Below are 15,848 nucleotides of genomic sequence, written 5' to 3' on the forward strand. Positions count from 1 at the left end.
GGGCGTGGCCCTGGGTGGATCAAAGGCCGGCGCCTGCATTTCCAACTGGTTGCCATTGTGCGCCTGATGCCGTGGCAATGCAGTGTTTGCCGCGCTCCTTGGCCTGCAGCATGGCGGTGTCGGCGCGGCGCAGCACGTCCATGCCGTTTTCGTGGCTTTGCAACTGGGCGACGCCCGCGCTGAAGCTCAGGGGCCGGGGTGCGGGCTGGCCTGGGGGCTGAGCAGATACGGGCAAAGGCGCCTGCTCCAGCAGCTGCAGAAGGCGCTGCAGTGCCTGGGCACCCGCCGTCTCCGGGGTCTGCGGCAGCAGCAGCACGAAGGCCTGGCCTTCATAGCGGCCCACCACGTCTTCCGGGCGCAGCCCTTGGCGCGCCAACTGGGCCACATGCACCAGCGCGGCATCGCCCATGGCATGCCCCAGCTCGGCATTGAGGGCCTGCATGCCGTCCATATCGACCAGGGCAACGCTCAGCGGCTGGCCATGGCGCTGTGCGCGTGCCACCTCGCGGTCCAGTGCCTCGCTCACGCCCAGGCGGTTGAGCTGGCCGGTCAGCGGGTCGTGGCGTGCGCGGCGCGCGGCCTCGTCCAGCTCCTGCTGCAGTGTTTCGATGCGGGCCTCGCAGGCATCGACATGGGCGCGCAGCGCCTGCAGCTCCTCCTGGGCCACGCGGCTGCCGGCGGCCATGGTGCGCGTGGCCTCCAGCACCTGCTGCAGCAGCGGGGCTGCGTCTTCCAGGCGCTGGATGCCGTCCAGCTGGCGTGCCGCCTCTTCCATGCGGGCGCCCAGCGTTTCGTTGCTGCTCGTGATCTGCGCCAGATGCTGGACGAAGCCGCCCAGCATGTCCCTGAGCGCCTGCTGTGCGGCGGCCATGCCGTCCTGCAACTGCAGGCGCCGGTGGATCACGGTCTGCAGCTCGCGCCGTGCATCGGCCAGGGGCGCGGGCGACAGCGGCGGGGTGATGGCCTGCTCGATGGCCGTGAGCTGCTGCACCAGCCAGCTGCCATGCGTGGGGTCCTGGGCCAGGTGCTGCACCAGGGTCTGCAGCAACTCCTGCATCAACTGCAGGACCTGAAGCTGGTCGGCGATGGCGAACGACAGCTGGTAGTGCTGGTCGTGCAGGCGCCGCGCCAGGGCCTTGGCATCCACGGGCGGCGATTGCAGCTGCTCCATCAGCTGCTGGTGCAGTTGCCCGGTTTTGGTGTCCTGGGTGTCCAGCAGCGTGGACAAGGCCTCGAAGCGCCGCGCCAACTGCTGGGTCAGGTCGTCGGGCAGGGCCTGGACGGGCGGCGGCACGGGCAGCTCCACGGGCCTGGCCTCATGGGCAGGCGGCTGCAGGGCCGCGTTGGCATAGGCGGTGATGACCTGCTGCAGGCCTTGCCAGTCGCTGCGCTCTATGGCGGCGCCCAACTGGTCGCGCAACCGCTTTTGGCCGGGCGTCTGCGCAGGCAGCAGCGCGTGGACGTGGCGCAGCGGGCCCTGGGGAAAGCTGGCGGGGCCGGGCTCGCCGGCCGCCTGTTCATAAAGGCGGGTGTAGTTTTCCGGGGTGGGCGGCAGGCGGTTCAGCGCCAGTTGCCGCAGGGTTTCGCGTGCCAGTTCGGAAGCGGAGCGCTCGGCCATGGGTGGGCAGTTGTTTCAGAATGCAATGCCCTCCAGTGTGGCATGGCCAGCGCCCGGTTCACTGCTCGTTGACCATCACCAGCTTGCCCTGCACCTGGCGCGATCCCATGCGCGCATAGGCGGCGTGCAGCTCGGCCATGGGCATGGTGCGGTCGATCACGGGCTTGATCTTTCCCTGGCCGTACCACTGCGCCAGCTCCTGCATCATGGCCGCATTGGCCTTGGGCTCGCGCCGGGAGAACTCGCCCCAGAAGACGCCCACCAGCGATGCGCCCTTGAGCAGCGGCAGGTTCAGCGGCAGGGCAGGAATCGGGCCTGCGGCAAAGCCCACGATCAGATAACGGCCGCGCCAGGCGATGGAGCGGAAGGCCGGCTCGGCGAAGTCGCCGCCCACGGGGTCGTAGACCACGTCGGGGCCCTTGCCGTCGGTGGCTTCCTTGATGGCGGCGCGCAGATCGCCCTGGCTGTAGTTGATGGTGGCGTCGGCGCCCTGTGCCTTGCACAGCGCGCACTTTTCGTCGGTGGAGGCCGCTGCGATCACACGCGCGCCCGTCGCCTTGGCGATCTGGATGGCGGCAGTGCCCACGCCGCCTGCCGCACCCAGCACCAGCACGGTCTCGCCCGCGCGCAACTGGCCGCGGTCGATCAGCGCATGGTGCGAGGTGGCATAGGTCATGATGAAGGCCGCAGCATCGACGAAGCTGAAACCGTCTGGCAGCGGCATGCAAAGCGCGGCCGGCGCCAGCGTATGGGTGCCGAAGCCACCCGTGCCCGACAGGCAGGCCACGCGCTGGCCCACGGCCAGGTGGCTCACGCCTTCACCCACGGCCTGGACCACGCCCGCGTATTCCGAGCCCGGCACGAACGGCAGCTCAGGCTTCATCTGGTACTTGTTCTGCACGATCAGCAGATCGGGAAAGTTCAGGCTGGCCGCCTTCACTTCGAGCAGTACCTGCCCCGGGCCCGGCGTGGGCGTGGGCAGCTGCGTCCACTGCAGTTGATCGACGCCTGTGGGCGTGGTGCAAAGCCAAGCGTGCATGGTGGTTGTCTCCTGTGATTGAATGCCTGGCCGATGATAGGAGTGTGGTGGGAATGCCTCCTGTCCCTCGGGCGACGAGACGCCCGCCTACAATCGCCCGCAATCCCTGCTGTATCCATGAAGATTCTCATTTGTAACGACGACGGCTACCAGGCGCCCGGCATCCAGGCCCTGTACGAGGCGCTGCGCACGGTGGCAGACGTCGAGGTGGTGGCACCGGAGCACAACAACAGTGCCAAGTCCAACGCCCTGACGCTGAACGCGCCGCTGTATGTGCACCAGGCCCACAACGGCTTTCGCTATGTCAATGGCACGCCTGCGGACTGCGTGCACATCGCCCTGACCGGCCTGCTGGGCTACCGGCCCGACCTGGTGGTCTCCGGCATCAACAACGGCGCCAACATGGGCGACGACACCATCTATTCCGGCACCGTGGGCGCCGCCATGGAGGGTTTTCTGTTCGGCATTCCCTCCATTGCCTTCTCGCAGGTGGACAAGGGCTGGTCCGAGATCGAGGCCGCTGCCGCCGCCGCGCGCCAGCTGGTCATGGACATGCAATCGCAGGAACTGATCGGCCTGTCACCCTGGCTGCTCAACGTGAACATTCCCAACATGCCCTTGTCCGCGCTCAAGCCCCTCAAGCTGTGCCGGCTGGGCCGCCGCCATGCGGCCGAACGCGTCATCACCCAGGAGAGCCCGCGCGGCGAAATGATGTACTGGATAGGCAGCGCAGGCGCGGCCAAGGATGACTCGGAGGGCACGGACTTCCACGCCACGGCGCACGGCCATGTGTCCGTCACGCCGCTGAAGGTCGACCTGACCGACCATGACAACCTGGGCTACTGGGCACAGACGGCGGCCAGGCTGGCGTCGGCCGGCCAGGGCGTACAGGCAGCCCAGGGCGGGGCGGTGCAACCGTGAGCGAGCGCCGTCCCGGAGTTCCCTCGTGGGTGGCACGCTCGGTGCAGACCCCTGCGCCGGCCTCGCGCGCGGCGCCTGCGCGCTCTGCGCTGGCGCCGGCCGGTGCCCGTACCCCGCAACAGCCTTCGGGCATCGGCCTGGACTCGGCCGCCGTCCGCGCCCGCATGGTGCAGCGGCTGGCTGCCACCGGCATACAGTCGCCGGCCGTGCTGGCCGCCATGGGATCGGTGGAGCGCCACCGTTTTGTGGACAGCGCCCTGGTCAACCAGGCCTATGAAGACACCAGCCTGCCCATTGGCCTGGGCCAGACGATCTCCAAGCCCAGCGTGGTCGCCCGCATGACCGAGCTGCTGCTGGGTTCGGAAGCCGCGAAGTCGGGCCTGGGCCGCGTGCTGGAAATCGGCACGGGCTGCGGCTACCAGGCGGCGGTGCTGGCCCGCGTGGCACGCGAGGTCTATTCGATCGAGCGCCTGCGCGGCCTGCACGAGAAAGCGCGCAGCAACCTGCGTCCCTGGCGGCTGACCAATGTCCATCTGATTTTTGGAGATGGCATGGAAGGCTATGGCAGCGGCGCGCCGTATGCGGGCATCATCTCGGCCGCTGGCGGCGAGAGCATGCCCTCGGCCTGGTGCGACCAGCTGGCCGTGGGCGGGCGGCTTGTCGCCCCCATGGTGGTTACGGGTGGTAAGCAGGCACTGCTGGTGATTGACAAGAGTTCACACGGGTTTACGCAGTCGATTTTGGAGGCCGTGAACTTTGTCCCCCTAAAATCGGGCATCGCCTAGAAGGGAATAACTTATGTTGGTATCGCGAAGTCTTGGGGCTTGGGGAACGGTGGTGCTGGCCGGCATGGTTCTGGCAGGCTGCACATCCCAAGTGAACAGGGCTCCCGTGGAGGACCGTGGAACGACCACCACCTCCTCCACCTCTTCCTCGCCATCGGCAGCCGTCAAGCCGCTGCCCGGCGTCGAAAACGCCGGCAAGCCCGGCTACTACACGATCAAGCCCGGTGACACGCTGATCCGCATCGGCCTGGAAACCGGCCAGAGCTGGAAGGACATCGCGCGCTGGAACAATCTTGAGAACCCCAACCTGATCGAAGTCGGTCAGGTGGTGCGCGTCGTGCCGCCGACCAGCTCGGACAGCGTCGGCACGCGCCCCTCGTCCACTGCCTCCTCCACGCCCAGCGGCTCGCCCGTGGTGGCAACGCCGCTGCCGCCCGTGGCATCGTCGGGCGGCACCACGGCAACGCCTGCACCCGCACCGACCCCGGCACCCGCCCCTGCACCCGCAGCCGGCAAGGGCGCCGACGATGTGGACTTCATCTGGCCTGCATCGGGCAGCCTGATCGCCGGTTTTGACGAGGCGCGCAACAAGGGTTACGACATCGCAGGCAAGGCCGGCGATCCCGTGATGGCCGCTGCCGATGGCCGCGTGGTCTATGCCGGCGCCGGCCTGCGTGGCTACGGCAACCTGATCATCCTCAAGCACAACAACACCTACCTCACGGCCTACGCGCACAACCAGACGCTGCTGGTCAAGGAAGACCAGACCGTGCGCAAGGGCCAGAAGATCGCCGAGATGGGCAGCACCGACGCGGACCGCGTGAAGCTGCACTTCGAGGTGCGTCGCCAGGGCAAGCCTGTCGATCCTTCGCGCTACCTGCCTTCGCGCTGATGAGCCGCAGCACCAGGCAAACCGGACAAGCCCCTGCCCCGCAGGGGCTTGTTTCTTCTGCGCCCGGCGAATCGCCGTGGGAGCCGGTCGAGGACGAGGCCGAAGGCGGCGAGGTCGAGGCCGCCGCAGCCGAGCTGCGCGAGATCACCGTGCCGCCGGCCCAGCACGGCCTGCGCGCCGACAAGGTGCTGGCCGAATGCGTGGCCGAGTTCTCCCGCAGCTATCTGCAGCAACTGCTGGCGCAGGGCGCGGTCACGCTCAATGGGCGTGTGCTGGTCAAGCCGGCCACCAAGGTGGCCGCCGGCGACCGGATGGTGCTGGAGATGCGGCCCACGCAGCAGAGCATGGCCTTCCAGCCCGAAGACATGGCGCTGGACGTGGTGTATGAGGACGAGCACCTGCTGGTCGTCAACAAGCCGGCTGGCCTGGTCGTGCACCCGGCTCCGGGCAATTGGACGGGAACCCTGCTCAACGGCCTGCTGGGGCGCGACCCCAAGGCGCGGGAGGTGCCGCGCGCCGGCATCGTCCACCGCCTGGACAAGGACACCAGCGGACTCATGGTGGTGGCGCGCAGCCGCGCCGCCATGGACGCGCTGGTGGCCATGATCGCCGCGCGCGATGTCAGCCGCCAGTACCTGGCGCTGGCCCACAAGGCCTGGGGCCCGCGCAAGCGCCGCGAGGTCGATGCGCCCATCGGCCGCGACCCGCGCAACCGCCTGCGCATGGCCGTGGTCGACCTGGCACAGCATGCGGGCAAGACCGCGCGCACCGACATCGACCTGCTGGCCGGCAACGAGGAAGTCAGCCTGGTGCGCTGCACGCTGCACACGGGCCGCACCCACCAGATCCGCGTGCACATGGCATCGCTGGGCCACCCGCTGGTGGCCGATGCCGTCTACGGCGGCAAGGAGGCTGGCGGCATGGCGCGCCAGGCGCTGCACGCCTTCCGGCTGGCCTTCACCCATCCCATGACAGGCCAGGCCCTGGTGCTGCGCGCCCCGCTGCCGCCCGATATGGCACAGGCGCTGGAAAATTGGGGGCTGAGCTACAATCCCGCCGAAAGCCTCTGACCATCTCTCGCATGGCATCCGTGGAGCGCTTGCTTCCTCTTCTTTGATTCGGCGCACCCTGGCTGCCACCTCTGGTGGCACGCGCGCCTTTGTTCCCGAGACGCTGAGCCATGAATACGGTAGATGCCAAGCGGGTCCTGGAAACTGCATTGATCTGTGCGCCGCAGCCTGTCACGCTGCGTGAGCTGCGCTCGCTGTTCGATGACGTGCTGGGCTCCGACACGCTGAAGGACCTGCTGCTGGACCTGCAGAAAGACTGGGCGCAAAAGGGTGTGGAGCTGGTGCAGGTGGCGTCTGGATGGCGCTTCCAGAGCCGGCCCGAGATGCGGGTCTATCTGGACCGGCTGCATCCCGAAAAGCCGCCACGCTACACCCGCGCGACCCTGGAGACGCTGGCGATCATCGCCTACCGCCAGCCAGTGACGCGTGGCGACATCGAGGACATACGCGGCGTGACGGTCAACAGCCTGCTGATCAAGCAACTGGAAGACCGGGGCTGGATCGAGGTCATTGGCCATCGGGAAACCGTGGGCCGGCCCTCTTTGTTTGCCACCACGCGCCAGTTTCTGGACGACCTGGGCCTGCAGTCGCTGGACCAGTTGCCCATGCTCGAGGAGCCCGAATCCCAGCAAAGCCTGTTCAAGGCGCTGGAAGAGTCGGGTGCGCAGGAATTGGCAGCGGACGAGGCCGCGCCAGCCGGTGACGCTTCCTTGTCCGAAGAGCCCCCGGGCGAGGCAGATGCCACGGGATCGGACGGGGCAGATGCCGCAATGGCAGCAGATACGGCTCAAGCAGATACAGCAGACCTGTCGGATGCAGCGGATGCGGCAGACGCAGCGGATGCGGCAGAGACAACAGACGCAGCGGATACAGCGGATACAACGGATACGGACGGCGCTGCAAAGCAGGCCGAAGAAGGAAAGCCATGACGGGTAGTGATATCTCCAAAGACCAGGACGCCCAGCCGGCGTCCGATGAGGCCGGCGCGCAGCGCAAGGCCCGCCCCGCGCGCTCGCGCGCTCCCAAGGCCGGGGCGCGGCCCGGCGCCAAGCCTGTGCGCAAGCCGCGTCCGGCCGCCGAGGCGGTGCATGCCGAAGACACCGTGCAAGAGCTGGTGACGGCTGGTGCATCAGAGTCAAGTGACTCAGGGTCTGTCGAAGGCTACGGTTTTGCGGACGTCATCTCGGGCGAGCTCGACGCTGCCGAAGAGCGCGACGATGCCGCGCCTGCCAAGCGCGTGCTGCTGCCCCAGGTCGATTCGCCCAAGCTGCACAAGGTGCTGGCCCAGGCCGGGCTGGGATCGCGCCTCGAAATGGAGCAGCTCATTCTTGAAGGCCGCATCTCGGTCAACAACGAGCCTGCCCACGTGGGCCAGCGCATCCAGTTCGGCGACCAGATCAAGGTCAATGGCCAGCCCATCCGTTTTCGCATCGACCCGCCGCCGGCGCGTGTCATCGCCTATCACAAGCCCGTGGGCGAGGTCGTCACGCATGACGATCCGCAAAACCGTCCCACGGTGTTCCGCAAGCTGCCTCGCCTGCAGCATGGCAAATGGCAATCGGTGGGCCGCCTGGACCTGAACACCGAAGGCCTGCTGCTGTTCACCAGCTCGGGCGAGCTGGCCAACTCCCTGATGCACCCGCGCTTCGGCCTGGAGCGCGAATACGCAGCCCGTGTGCTGGGCGCGCTCAGCAAGGAAGAAAAGCAGCGCCTGACCGACGGCGTGCAGCTGGAAGACGGCGTGGCCGCCTTCGGCTCCATTGAGGACGGCGGTGGTGAAGGCGCCAACTGCTGGTACCGCGTGACCATTTCCGAAGGCCGCAACCGCGAAGTGCGCCGCATGTTCGAGGCGGTGGGCCATGCCGTGAGCCGGCTGATCCGCATCCGCTACGGCGCCATGGTGCTGCCGCGCGGCCTCAAGCGCGGCGCCTGGGTGGAGCTGGACCAGGCCGACATCCAGTCCCTGGCTTCGGCAGCCGGCATGCAGGCGCGTGCGCCCGCTGTACCCAAGCCACTGGCCGGGGGCCGCCGTGGTGGCCCGGCCGACCGCAATACCGTTCGCCGCGAAGGCGGCGGCCGCTACTTCGACGGCAATCGCCCGGCGCCCAACGCCATGCTCGACGGCCCGCGTGCCAAGCCTGCAGCCAAGGGCGGCAAGGCTGACGGAGGCCAGGGACAGGGCAAGGGGCAGGGCGGTGCAGGCGGGCGGGGCAAGGGCGGCGGCAGCCAGCAGCCCGATCCGATGCGTACATCGGTGGGCTACATCGGCTCCGACAGCCTGTCGCGTGCACGCCAGAACGCCAAGCGCAAGCCGGGAGGACGCCGCTGAAAGGCGGCCGGGCCGTCCGCCTTCTGGTTCATCCGGCGGCGATCGGCCCGCCCTGTAAGCCTGCCATTTGGCAGCACCATGTCATCAAGGACTTTGATGGCACAGCTAGAATCAACGGTTTTGTCCAATTGACAAAAATCCATAGTAACCCTGATTAGGAACCATTCAAATGGCCATCGAACGCACTCTTTCCATCATCAAGCCCGACGCCGTTGCCAAGAACGTGATCGGCCAGATCTACGCACGCTTCGAAGGCGCTGGCCTGAAGGTCATCGCTGCCAAGATGGTGCACCTGTCGCGCGGCGAAGCCGAGCAGTTCTACGGCGTCCACAAGGAGCGTCCTTTCTTCAAGGACCTGGTGGACTTCATGGTCTCCGGCCCCGTGATGATCCAGGCTCTGGAAGGCGAGAACGCCATCCTGAAGAACCGCGAACTGATGGGCGCCACCGACCCCAAGAAGGCTGAGAAGGGCACGATCCGCGCCGACTTCGCCGACAGCATCGACGCCAACGCCGTGCACGGCTCTGACGCCGCTGAAACTGCAGCCGTGGAAGTGGCTTTCTTCTTCCCCGGCATGAACGTCTACTCGCGCTAATCCCCGCGTCTTCCGCGGCCGTCATGGTCTGTCCGGTGCAGGCCGTGCCTGCCGCGGAAGAGCCGAGAGCGGCGTGGCACCGGCCTGCCGACATGAATACCAATTTGCTAGATTTTGATCTCGACGGACTTGCCGCTTACTGCGAGCAACTCGGCGAGAAGCGTTTCCGCGCGACGCAGCTGTTCCGCTGGATCCACCAGCGAGGCGCCAGCGACTTCGACCAGATGAGCGATCTGGCCAAGTCCCTGCGCGAAAAGCTCAAGGCGTGTGCCCATATCACGGCCCTGCCGGTTCTGACCGAGCATGTGTCTGCCGATGGAACAGTCAAGTGGCTGTTCGACGTGGGAGGCGGCGATGCCGTCGAAGCCGTTTTCATTCCCGAAGATGACCGGGGCACGCTGTGCGTGTCGTCCCAGGCGGGCTGCGCCGTGGGCTGCCGCTTCTGCTCCACGGGTCACCAGGGCTTCAGCCGAAACCTCAGCACGGGCGAGATCCTGGCCCAGCTGTGGTATGCCGAGCATGCGCTGCGCAAGCGCCTGGGCACGGGCGGCGAGCGCGTCATCTCCAACGTGGTGATGATGGGCATGGGCGAGCCGCTGCAGAACTACACGGCCCTGGTGCCGGCGCTGCGCGCCATGCTCGATGACCATGGCTATGGTCTCTCGCGCCGCCGCGTGACCGTGTCCACCTCGGGCGTGGTGCCGATGATCGACCGGCTGTCCCAGGACTGCGCCGTGGCCATGGCTGTGTCGCTGCATGCGCCCAATGACGAGCTGCGCGACCCGCTGGTGCCGTTGAACCGCAAGTACCCCATCCACGAGCTGCTCGATGCCTGCGAGCGCTACCTGGAATTCGCGCCCCGTGACTTCATCACGTTCGAATACTGCATGCTCGATGGCGTCAATGACCAGCCTGAGCATGCGCGCCAACTGATAGAGTTGGTCCGCGCGCGTGGCGATGGCCGCAGCTGGTGCAAGTTCAACCTGATTCCGTTCAATCCGTTCCCGGCCTCGGGGCTGCTGCGTTCACCCGCAGCGCGGGTGACGGAGTTCGCCAGCCTGCTGAGCAATGCCGGCATCGTGACCACGGTGCGCAAGACACGTGGCGACGACATCGACGCAGCCTGCGGACAGCTGGCTGGCGATGTCAAGGACCGCACGCGCGCTGCCGAGCGCATGGCCAGGCAGCGCACCATTGTTCTCAAGCAGGTGCCTTGAGAAGACCTGGGGCATGCCTGGCATGCCCCGACGGAACAAAGGACAGTTCATGAAGTCAGTGGCTCGGCGGCTGCGAACGGGGGATTTCGGTACAGGCATGCGCTGGGCAGTGCCCGCGCTGGTTCTTTTCTTGGCGGGCTGCGCAGGCAAGCAGCCTTTGGTGCCCCCGACGAATTCTGGCTCCGGCAACGCTTCCTCCGTCTCCAATGCCTCGATGGCTTCTGCCGCCGAGGCCGATCCCCGCCGCCGCGCAAGCATCCGCCTGGAGCTGGCGGCTTCCTATTTCCAGGCTGGCCGCATCGATGTGGCCCTGGAAGAGGTGAACCAGGCGCTGGCCGCTGACCCCAGTTCCGCCGACGGCTACGGCCTGCTGGCCCTGATCTACATGCGCAACCAGGACTGGGACCAGGCTGACGCCAGCTTGCGCAAGGCGATGTCGCTGCGTCCCCAAGACGGCGACCTGCAGCACAACTACGGCTGGCTGCTGTGCCAGCGCAAGCAATACGCGCAAGCCCAGGAATGGCTGGACAAGGCCCTGGCCCAGCCCGGCTACCTGGAGCGCCCCAAGACCTGGATGGCCAAGGGCCTGTGCCTGCAGCAGGCCGGCCTGCTGGTCGAGGCCCAGCAGGCGCTGCTCAAGGGCTATGAACTCGATCCCGCCAACCCGGTGATCGCCTACCACCTGAGCAACGTGATGCTGCAGGGCGGCGACGCCAAGAGGGCGCAGTTCTACATCCGGCGCCTGAACAGCAGTCCCCAGTCCAATGCGGAAAGCCTGTGGCTGGGGATCAAGATAGAGAGGGCGCTGCAGCAATCTGCAGCGATGCGGCAGCTGGCTGACCAGCTGCACCAGCGCTTCCCCGAGTCCCGCCAATGGCTGGCCTACGAGCGTGGAGCATTCAATGAGTGAGGTGTTGGCGGTGCATGACGAAGCAGGTACGCAAGGCGAGAACGCACAAACTTCCATGACGGCGGGCACGCTGCTGCGCCAGGCGCGCGAGGCGGCGGGTCTGTCTCTGGCCGGGCTGGCGGCGGCACTCAAGGTGCCAGCCCCCAAGCTGGAGGCGCTGGAGGCGGATGACTACGCCGCATTCCAGGACCATGTCTTCATGCGGGCCCTGGCGCAAAGCGTCTGCCGCACGCTGCGCATGGACTCGGCATCGGTGCTGGCCCTGCTGCCGCGCACCCAGCTCAAGAGCCTGGCCGATGATCGCGGCAGCATCAACGCCACGTTCAAGGAGCGCTCCTTCAAGGCCACCGGAACATCGCTGGGACGTGAAAACGGCTCGCGCAAGGTGGCCATCATCGTGCTGCTGCTGCTGGCCGCTGCCGCTGCCGTCTACTTCCTGCCCAAGCATGAAGGCGACGCCGAAGAGCCGCAGGCCGGCGCTTCCGATGCCGCTGCCCTGGTGCAGCCTGCAGGGACTGTGTCCGAGCCCGTGGCCGCCCAGGAGCCCGTTGCGCCTGCGGCGACGACGCCGGCCGATGTGCCGGCTGCATCTGCCCCTGCACCTGCATCTGCACCGGCAACTTCAGCGCCTGCAGCGGCAGCCGTTCCGGCTCCTGCGTCCACCACAACGCCTGCTGCCCCTGCCGCCGATGCGCCTGCCGAGGGCGCCGCAGCGACATCGGCAGCCACCGCGGCGCAAACGCCTGGTGGCGTGCTGGTCATGAAGGCCAACGCACAATCGTGGGTACAGGTCAAGGATTCCAGCGGCCGCGTGGTGCTGCAAAAGACGCTGGCGGCCGGTGAATCCATTGGCGCCGAGGGCGCGCTGCCGCTGTCGGTCATCATCGGCAATGCCAGCGGCACCGAGGTGCGTGTGCGTGGCGAATTGCTGGAAGTCGCCAAGACCACCCGCGACAATGTGGCCCGCTTTGAGGTGAAGTGACCGTGCAAGATCTCCCCATCACGCAGCAGCCGATAGCGATTGCCTCGCCGCTGCCGCGCAAGTCCCGCCAGGCCCGTGTGGTCTGGCGCAACAACGTCGTGACCGTGGGTGGCGATGCGCCTGTGCGCGTGCAGTCCATGACCAACACCGATACGGTGGACGCGGTCGAGACGGCCATACAGGTGCGCCAACTGGCCCAGGCCGGCTCGGAGATGGTGCGCATCACTGTCAACACGCCCGAGGCTGCCGCCGCCGTGCCCTATATCCGCGAGCAGTTGGACCGCATGGGCGAGTACGTGCCGCTGGTGGGTGACTTCCACTACAACGGCCACCGCCTGCTCACCGAATACCCGGCATGCGCCGAGGCACTGTCCAAATACCGCATCAACCCCGGCAACGTGGGCAAGGGCGACAAGAAGGACAAGCAGTTCGGCCAGATGATCGAGGCGGCGGCCCGCTACGACAAGGCCGTGCGCATCGGTGTCAACTGGGGCTCGCTGGACCAGGAACTGATGGCCCGGCTGATGGACGAGAATTCGCGCCGCACCCAGCCCTGGGACACGCGCCAGGTCATGTTCGAGGCGCTGATCTCCTCGGCCGTCGATTCCGCTCGCCTGGCCGAGTCCATGGGGCTGAACGGCGACAACATCATCCTGTCATGCAAGGTCAGCGGCGTGCAGGACCTGATCTCGGTCTACCGCGCCCTGGCGCAACGCTGCGACTATGCGCTGCACCTGGGCCTGACCGAAGCCGGCATGGGCACCAAGGGCACGGTGGCCTCGGCCGCCGCGCTGTCCGTGCTGCTGCAGGAAGGCATTGGCGACACCATCCGCGTCTCGCTCACGCCCCAGCCCGGCGAGGCGCGCACGCAGGAAGTGGTGGTCGCCTCCGAAATCCTGCAGGCCCTGGGCCTGCGCATCTTCGTGCCCAGCGTCACGGCCTGCCCGGGCTGCGGCCGCACCACCAGCACCACCTTCCAGGAACTGGCCAAGCAGATCGATGACTATCTGCGCGGCCAGATGCCGCTGTGGCGCATGAAGTATCCCGGTGTCGAGGCGATGAAGGTGGCCGTGATGGGCTGCATCGTCAACGGTCCCGGCGAGAGCAAGCACGCCAACATCGGCATCAGCCTTCCCGGCACGGGCGAGGCGCCCGCCGCCCCCGTCTACATCGACGGCGAAAAGGCGCTCACGCTGCGCGGCGAGCGGATTGCCGAGGAATTCCAGGCACTGGTCGAAAATTATGTGGCGCGCACCTATGGCGCCACCGCCGCTGCACCCGCCTGAGCGGCTGCGCCTGCAGTTATTGCAAAATAGATAGCGCGCCACGCTTTGCCTCATTGGCTCTCACGCGAAACAGGCGTTGAGAGCATGGGGCGAAAAAAGCGGGGTCAGCGCCTGTTTCCGAGCATTCATCGAACGAGAACAACGTGGCCAAACCCGAAAAACTTTCCGCCGTCAAAGGCATGAACGACATTCTTCCCGCCGAGTCCGCTCGCTGGGAATGGCTGGAAGCGCAGGTGCGTGAATTGATGGCGCGCTTTGCCTACCGCAACGTGCGCACGCCCATCGTCGAGCATACGCAGCTGTTCGTTCGTGGCATCGGCGAGGTGACGGACATTGTCGAGAAGGAGATGTACTCCTTCGAGGACAAGCTCAACGGCGAGCGCCTGACGCTGCGCCCCGAAGGCACGGCCAGCCTGGTGCGCGCCACCATCGAGAACAATCTGCTGTACGACGGCGGCAAGCGCATGTGGTACATGGGCCCCATGTTCCGCCATGAGCGCCCGCAGCGCGGCCGTTACCGCCAGTTCCACCAGATCGGCGCAGAGGCCCTGGGCTTTGCCGGCCCCGATGTCGATGCCGAACTCATCATGCTGGCCGTTTCCCTGTGGAAGCAGCTGGGCCTGACCCAGTGGCGCCTGGAAATCAACAGCCTGGGCCAGCCCGAGGAGCGCCAGGCACACCGCCAGGCCCTGATCGCCTACCTGGAGCAGCACCAGGACGTAATGGACGAAGAGGCCAAGCGCCGCATGTACAGCAACCCGCTGCGCGTGCTGGACACCAAGAACCCCGCCATGCAGGAAATGGTCAACGGCGCGCCGCGCCTGCTGGACTTCCTGGGCGAGGGCTCGCTGGCCCACTTCGACGGGCTCAAGGCCATCCTGGACGCCAATGGCGTGCCATGGACCGTGAACCCGCGCCTGGTGCGCGGCCTGGACTACTACAACCTGACGGTGTTCGAGTTCATCACCGACATGCTGGGCTCGCAGGGCACCATCTGCGCGGGCGGCCGCTACGACTACCTGATCGAACAGGTGGGAGGCAAGAGCGCGCCTGCCGTGGGCTGGGCATTGGGTGTGGAGCGTGTGCTGGAACTCGTCAAGGAGCTCGGCACCGACATCCCCGCGCCCACGCTGCATGCCTACGCCATCGTCCCCGACGTGGCCGCCATGCCCGTGGCGCTGCGCACCCTGCAGCAGCTGCGTGAGGCCGGTGTGCGCGTGCAGATGCACGCGGCCAGTGCCGAAGGCATGGGCAGCATGAAGTCGCAGTTCAAGAAGGCCGATGCCAGCGGCGCACATTTCGCGCTGATCTTCGGCTCCGATGAGCTGCAGCAGGGCCTGGTCACCGTCAAGTCGCTGCGCGACGGCGCGGGCCAGCAGGTGCAGCAAGCCCTGGCTGATGCGGCCCAATGGGCTGCCACCCTACAATCGGCGGTTTGACCAGCATCCGCAGCTTTTCAAGCGACCGCTCCAGCGGCGACCTCCATACATAAAGCGACACAGGCGATCCATGGCAAACCATTTCGATCTCGAAGAACAAGAGCAGATAGAGCAGCTCAAGCATTTCTGGAATACCTGGGGCACGTTGATCACCGGCGTGCTCGTGGTCATCTTCGTCGGCTTTGCCGGCTGGAATGGCTACCAGTACTGGGAAAAGCGCCAGGCCACGCAGGCTGCCGCTCTGGCGCATGCCGTTGACGTTGCGCTGGCTGGCAAGGACGCGGCGCGCGCCGGCCAGGCCTTCGCCGATCTCAAGGACAAGTACGCCGGCACCACGCAGGCGGCCCAGGCCGGCCTGCTGCTGGCCAAGGCTGCAGTGGACGAAGGCAAGCTCGATGACGCCAAGGCAGCCCTGAGCTGGGTGGCCGACAAGGGCGACGAAGGCTACAAGGCCCTGGCCAAGCTGCGCCTGAGCGCCGTGCTGGAGCAGCAAAAGCAATACGACGAAGCCCTCAAGGCGCTGGAAGGCAGCGTGCCCGAATCCTTCGCCGGCATCGTGGCCGATCGCCGTGGCGACATTCTTGCGGCCCAGGGCAAGCAGGCCGAAGCCATTGATGCCTACCAGCGCGCCCATGCCGCCCTGGACAAGGGCGTGGACTATGGCCGTCTGATCGAGTTCAAGCTCAATGCGCTGGGTGCTGAACCCACCGTGCTGGCACAGGCCAAGACGTCGACTTCGGAGAAGCAACCTTGAAAACTTCGGCT

15 protein-coding genes are annotated in these 15,848 nt (G+C 66.8%); 13 read left to right on the forward strand and 2 right to left on the reverse strand.

Annotation, left to right across the window (positions count from 1 at the left end; translation table 11 throughout):
- Positions 1-19: 19 nt before the first annotated feature.
- Both DA1_RS02480 and DA1_RS02485 read right to left on the reverse strand, forming a co-directional pair.
- Positions 20-1,618 (reverse strand): GGDEF domain-containing protein, encoded by a 1,599-nt coding sequence (locus tag DA1_RS02480; RefSeq protein ID WP_034396310.1) that lies wholly within the window; start codon positions 1,616-1,618, stop codon positions 20-22.
- 58 nt (positions 1,619-1,676) lie between these two features.
- Positions 1,677-2,657: an NADPH:quinone oxidoreductase family protein gene (locus tag DA1_RS02485; protein ID WP_034396307.1), complete on the reverse strand. Its 981-nt coding sequence runs from the start codon at positions 2,655-2,657 to the stop codon at positions 1,677-1,679.
- Between the two features lie 117 nt (positions 2,658-2,774).
- On the opposite strand from DA1_RS02485, the gene surE reads away from it, so the two are divergent.
- The 13 genes from surE to DA1_RS02550 all read left to right on the forward strand — a co-directional run bounded on the left by surE (position 2,775) and on the right by DA1_RS02550 (position 15,837).
- Complete coding sequence (gene surE, locus DA1_RS02490; RefSeq protein ID WP_013801165.1) at positions 2,775-3,578, forward strand: 5'/3'-nucleotidase SurE; 804 nt, start codon at positions 2,775-2,777, stop codon at positions 3,576-3,578.
- Complete coding sequence (locus DA1_RS02495; protein WP_034396304.1) at positions 3,575-4,363, forward strand: protein-L-isoaspartate(D-aspartate) O-methyltransferase; 789 nt, start codon at positions 3,575-3,577, stop codon at positions 4,361-4,363. Before surE ends, DA1_RS02495 begins: the two co-directional genes overlap by 4 nt.
- Before the next feature lie 13 nt (positions 4,364-4,376).
- Complete coding sequence (locus tag DA1_RS02500; RefSeq protein ID WP_034396301.1) at positions 4,377-5,255, forward strand: peptidoglycan DD-metalloendopeptidase family protein; 879 nt, start codon at positions 4,377-4,379, stop codon at positions 5,253-5,255.
- Complete coding sequence (locus tag DA1_RS02505; RefSeq protein WP_034396294.1) at positions 5,255-6,325, forward strand: RluA family pseudouridine synthase; 1,071 nt, start codon at positions 5,255-5,257, stop codon at positions 6,323-6,325. Before DA1_RS02500 ends, DA1_RS02505 begins: the two co-directional genes overlap by 1 nt.
- A 110-nt stretch (positions 6,326-6,435) precedes the next feature.
- Positions 6,436-7,254 carry an SMC-Scp complex subunit ScpB gene (gene scpB / locus DA1_RS02510; RefSeq protein ID WP_034396292.1) on the forward strand — a complete coding sequence of 273 codons (819 nt, stop codon included), beginning with the start codon at positions 6,436-6,438 and terminating at the stop codon, positions 7,252-7,254.
- Positions 7,251-8,654, forward strand: a complete 1,404-nt coding sequence (locus DA1_RS02515; protein ID WP_034396289.1) for a pseudouridine synthase — start codon at positions 7,251-7,253, stop codon at positions 8,652-8,654. Before scpB ends, DA1_RS02515 begins: the two co-directional genes overlap by 4 nt.
- A gap of 169 nt (positions 8,655-8,823) precedes the next feature.
- On the forward strand, positions 8,824-9,249 hold the full coding sequence (gene ndk / locus DA1_RS02520) for a nucleoside-diphosphate kinase (RefSeq protein WP_012206822.1): 426 nt from the start codon (positions 8,824-8,826) through the stop codon (positions 9,247-9,249).
- 92 nt (positions 9,250-9,341) lie between these two features.
- On the forward strand, positions 9,342-10,466 hold the full coding sequence (gene rlmN, locus DA1_RS02525) for a dual-specificity RNA methyltransferase RlmN (protein WP_034396288.1): 1,125 nt from the start codon (positions 9,342-9,344) through the stop codon (positions 10,464-10,466).
- Positions 10,467-10,515: 49 nt separating this feature from the next.
- Entirely contained in the window at positions 10,516-11,376 is an 861-nt protein-coding gene (gene pilW / locus DA1_RS02530) for a type IV pilus biogenesis/stability protein PilW (protein WP_232245236.1), read from the forward strand.
- Positions 11,369-12,358, forward strand: coding sequence for a RodZ domain-containing protein (locus tag DA1_RS02535; RefSeq protein WP_034396287.1), 990 nt, complete (start codon positions 11,369-11,371; stop codon positions 12,356-12,358). The genes pilW and DA1_RS02535 overlap by 8 nt, the downstream gene beginning before the upstream one ends.
- Positions 12,359-12,360: 2 nt before the next feature.
- On the forward strand, positions 12,361-13,644 hold the full coding sequence (gene ispG / locus DA1_RS02540) for a flavodoxin-dependent (E)-4-hydroxy-3-methylbut-2-enyl-diphosphate synthase (RefSeq protein WP_034398856.1): 1,284 nt from the start codon (positions 12,361-12,363) through the stop codon (positions 13,642-13,644).
- 179 nt (positions 13,645-13,823) lie between these two features.
- Complete coding sequence (gene hisS / locus DA1_RS02545) at positions 13,824-15,083, forward strand: histidine--tRNA ligase (protein ID WP_212739077.1); 1,260 nt, start codon at positions 13,824-13,826, stop codon at positions 15,081-15,083.
- 70 nt (positions 15,084-15,153) lie between these two features.
- Positions 15,154-15,837, forward strand: coding sequence for a YfgM family protein (locus DA1_RS02550; RefSeq protein WP_034396286.1), 684 nt, complete (start codon positions 15,154-15,156; stop codon positions 15,835-15,837).
- Positions 15,838-15,848 lie beyond the last annotated feature (11 nt).

Origin of the sequence: Delftia acidovorans NBRC 14950 (assembly GCF_001598795.1) — a bacterium.
GTDB classification, from domain to species: Bacteria; Pseudomonadota; Gammaproteobacteria; order Burkholderiales; family Burkholderiaceae_C; genus Comamonas; species Comamonas acidovorans.

What these genes read in the sequence shown, in the direction of transcription:
- pilW (WP_232245236.1), top strand. Translation starts at nt 10,516, where the DNA reads ATGAAGTCAGTGGCTCGGCGGCTGCGAACGGGGGATTTCGGTACAGGC.
- DA1_RS02505 (WP_034396294.1), top strand. Translation starts at nt 5,255, where the DNA reads ATGAGCCGCAGCACCAGGCAAACCGGACAAGCCCCTGCCCCGCAGGGG.
- hisS (WP_212739077.1), top strand. Translation starts at nt 13,824, where the DNA reads ATGAACGACATTCTTCCCGCCGAGTCCGCTCGCTGGGAATGGCTGGAA.
- rlmN (WP_034396288.1), top strand. Translation starts at nt 9,342, where the DNA reads ATGAATACCAATTTGCTAGATTTTGATCTCGACGGACTTGCCGCTTAC.
- scpB (WP_034396292.1), top strand. Translation starts at nt 6,436, where the DNA reads ATGAATACGGTAGATGCCAAGCGGGTCCTGGAAACTGCATTGATCTGT.
- surE (WP_013801165.1), top strand. Translation starts at nt 2,775, where the DNA reads ATGAAGATTCTCATTTGTAACGACGACGGCTACCAGGCGCCCGGCATC.
- DA1_RS02480 (WP_034396310.1), bottom strand. Translation starts at nt 1,618, where the DNA reads ATGGCCGAGCGCTCCGCTTCCGAACTGGCACGCGAAACCCTGCGGCAA.
- DA1_RS02535 (WP_034396287.1), top strand. Translation starts at nt 11,369, where the DNA reads ATGAGTGAGGTGTTGGCGGTGCATGACGAAGCAGGTACGCAAGGCGAG.
- DA1_RS02500 (WP_034396301.1), top strand. Translation starts at nt 4,377, where the DNA reads ATGTTGGTATCGCGAAGTCTTGGGGCTTGGGGAACGGTGGTGCTGGCC.
- DA1_RS02515 (WP_034396289.1), top strand. Translation starts at nt 7,251, where the DNA reads ATGACGGGTAGTGATATCTCCAAAGACCAGGACGCCCAGCCGGCGTCC.
- DA1_RS02550 (WP_034396286.1), top strand. Translation starts at nt 15,154, where the DNA reads ATGGCAAACCATTTCGATCTCGAAGAACAAGAGCAGATAGAGCAGCTC.
- ndk (WP_012206822.1), top strand. Translation starts at nt 8,824, where the DNA reads ATGGCCATCGAACGCACTCTTTCCATCATCAAGCCCGACGCCGTTGCC.
- DA1_RS02485 (WP_034396307.1), bottom strand. Translation starts at nt 2,657, where the DNA reads ATGCACGCTTGGCTTTGCACCACGCCCACAGGCGTCGATCAACTGCAG.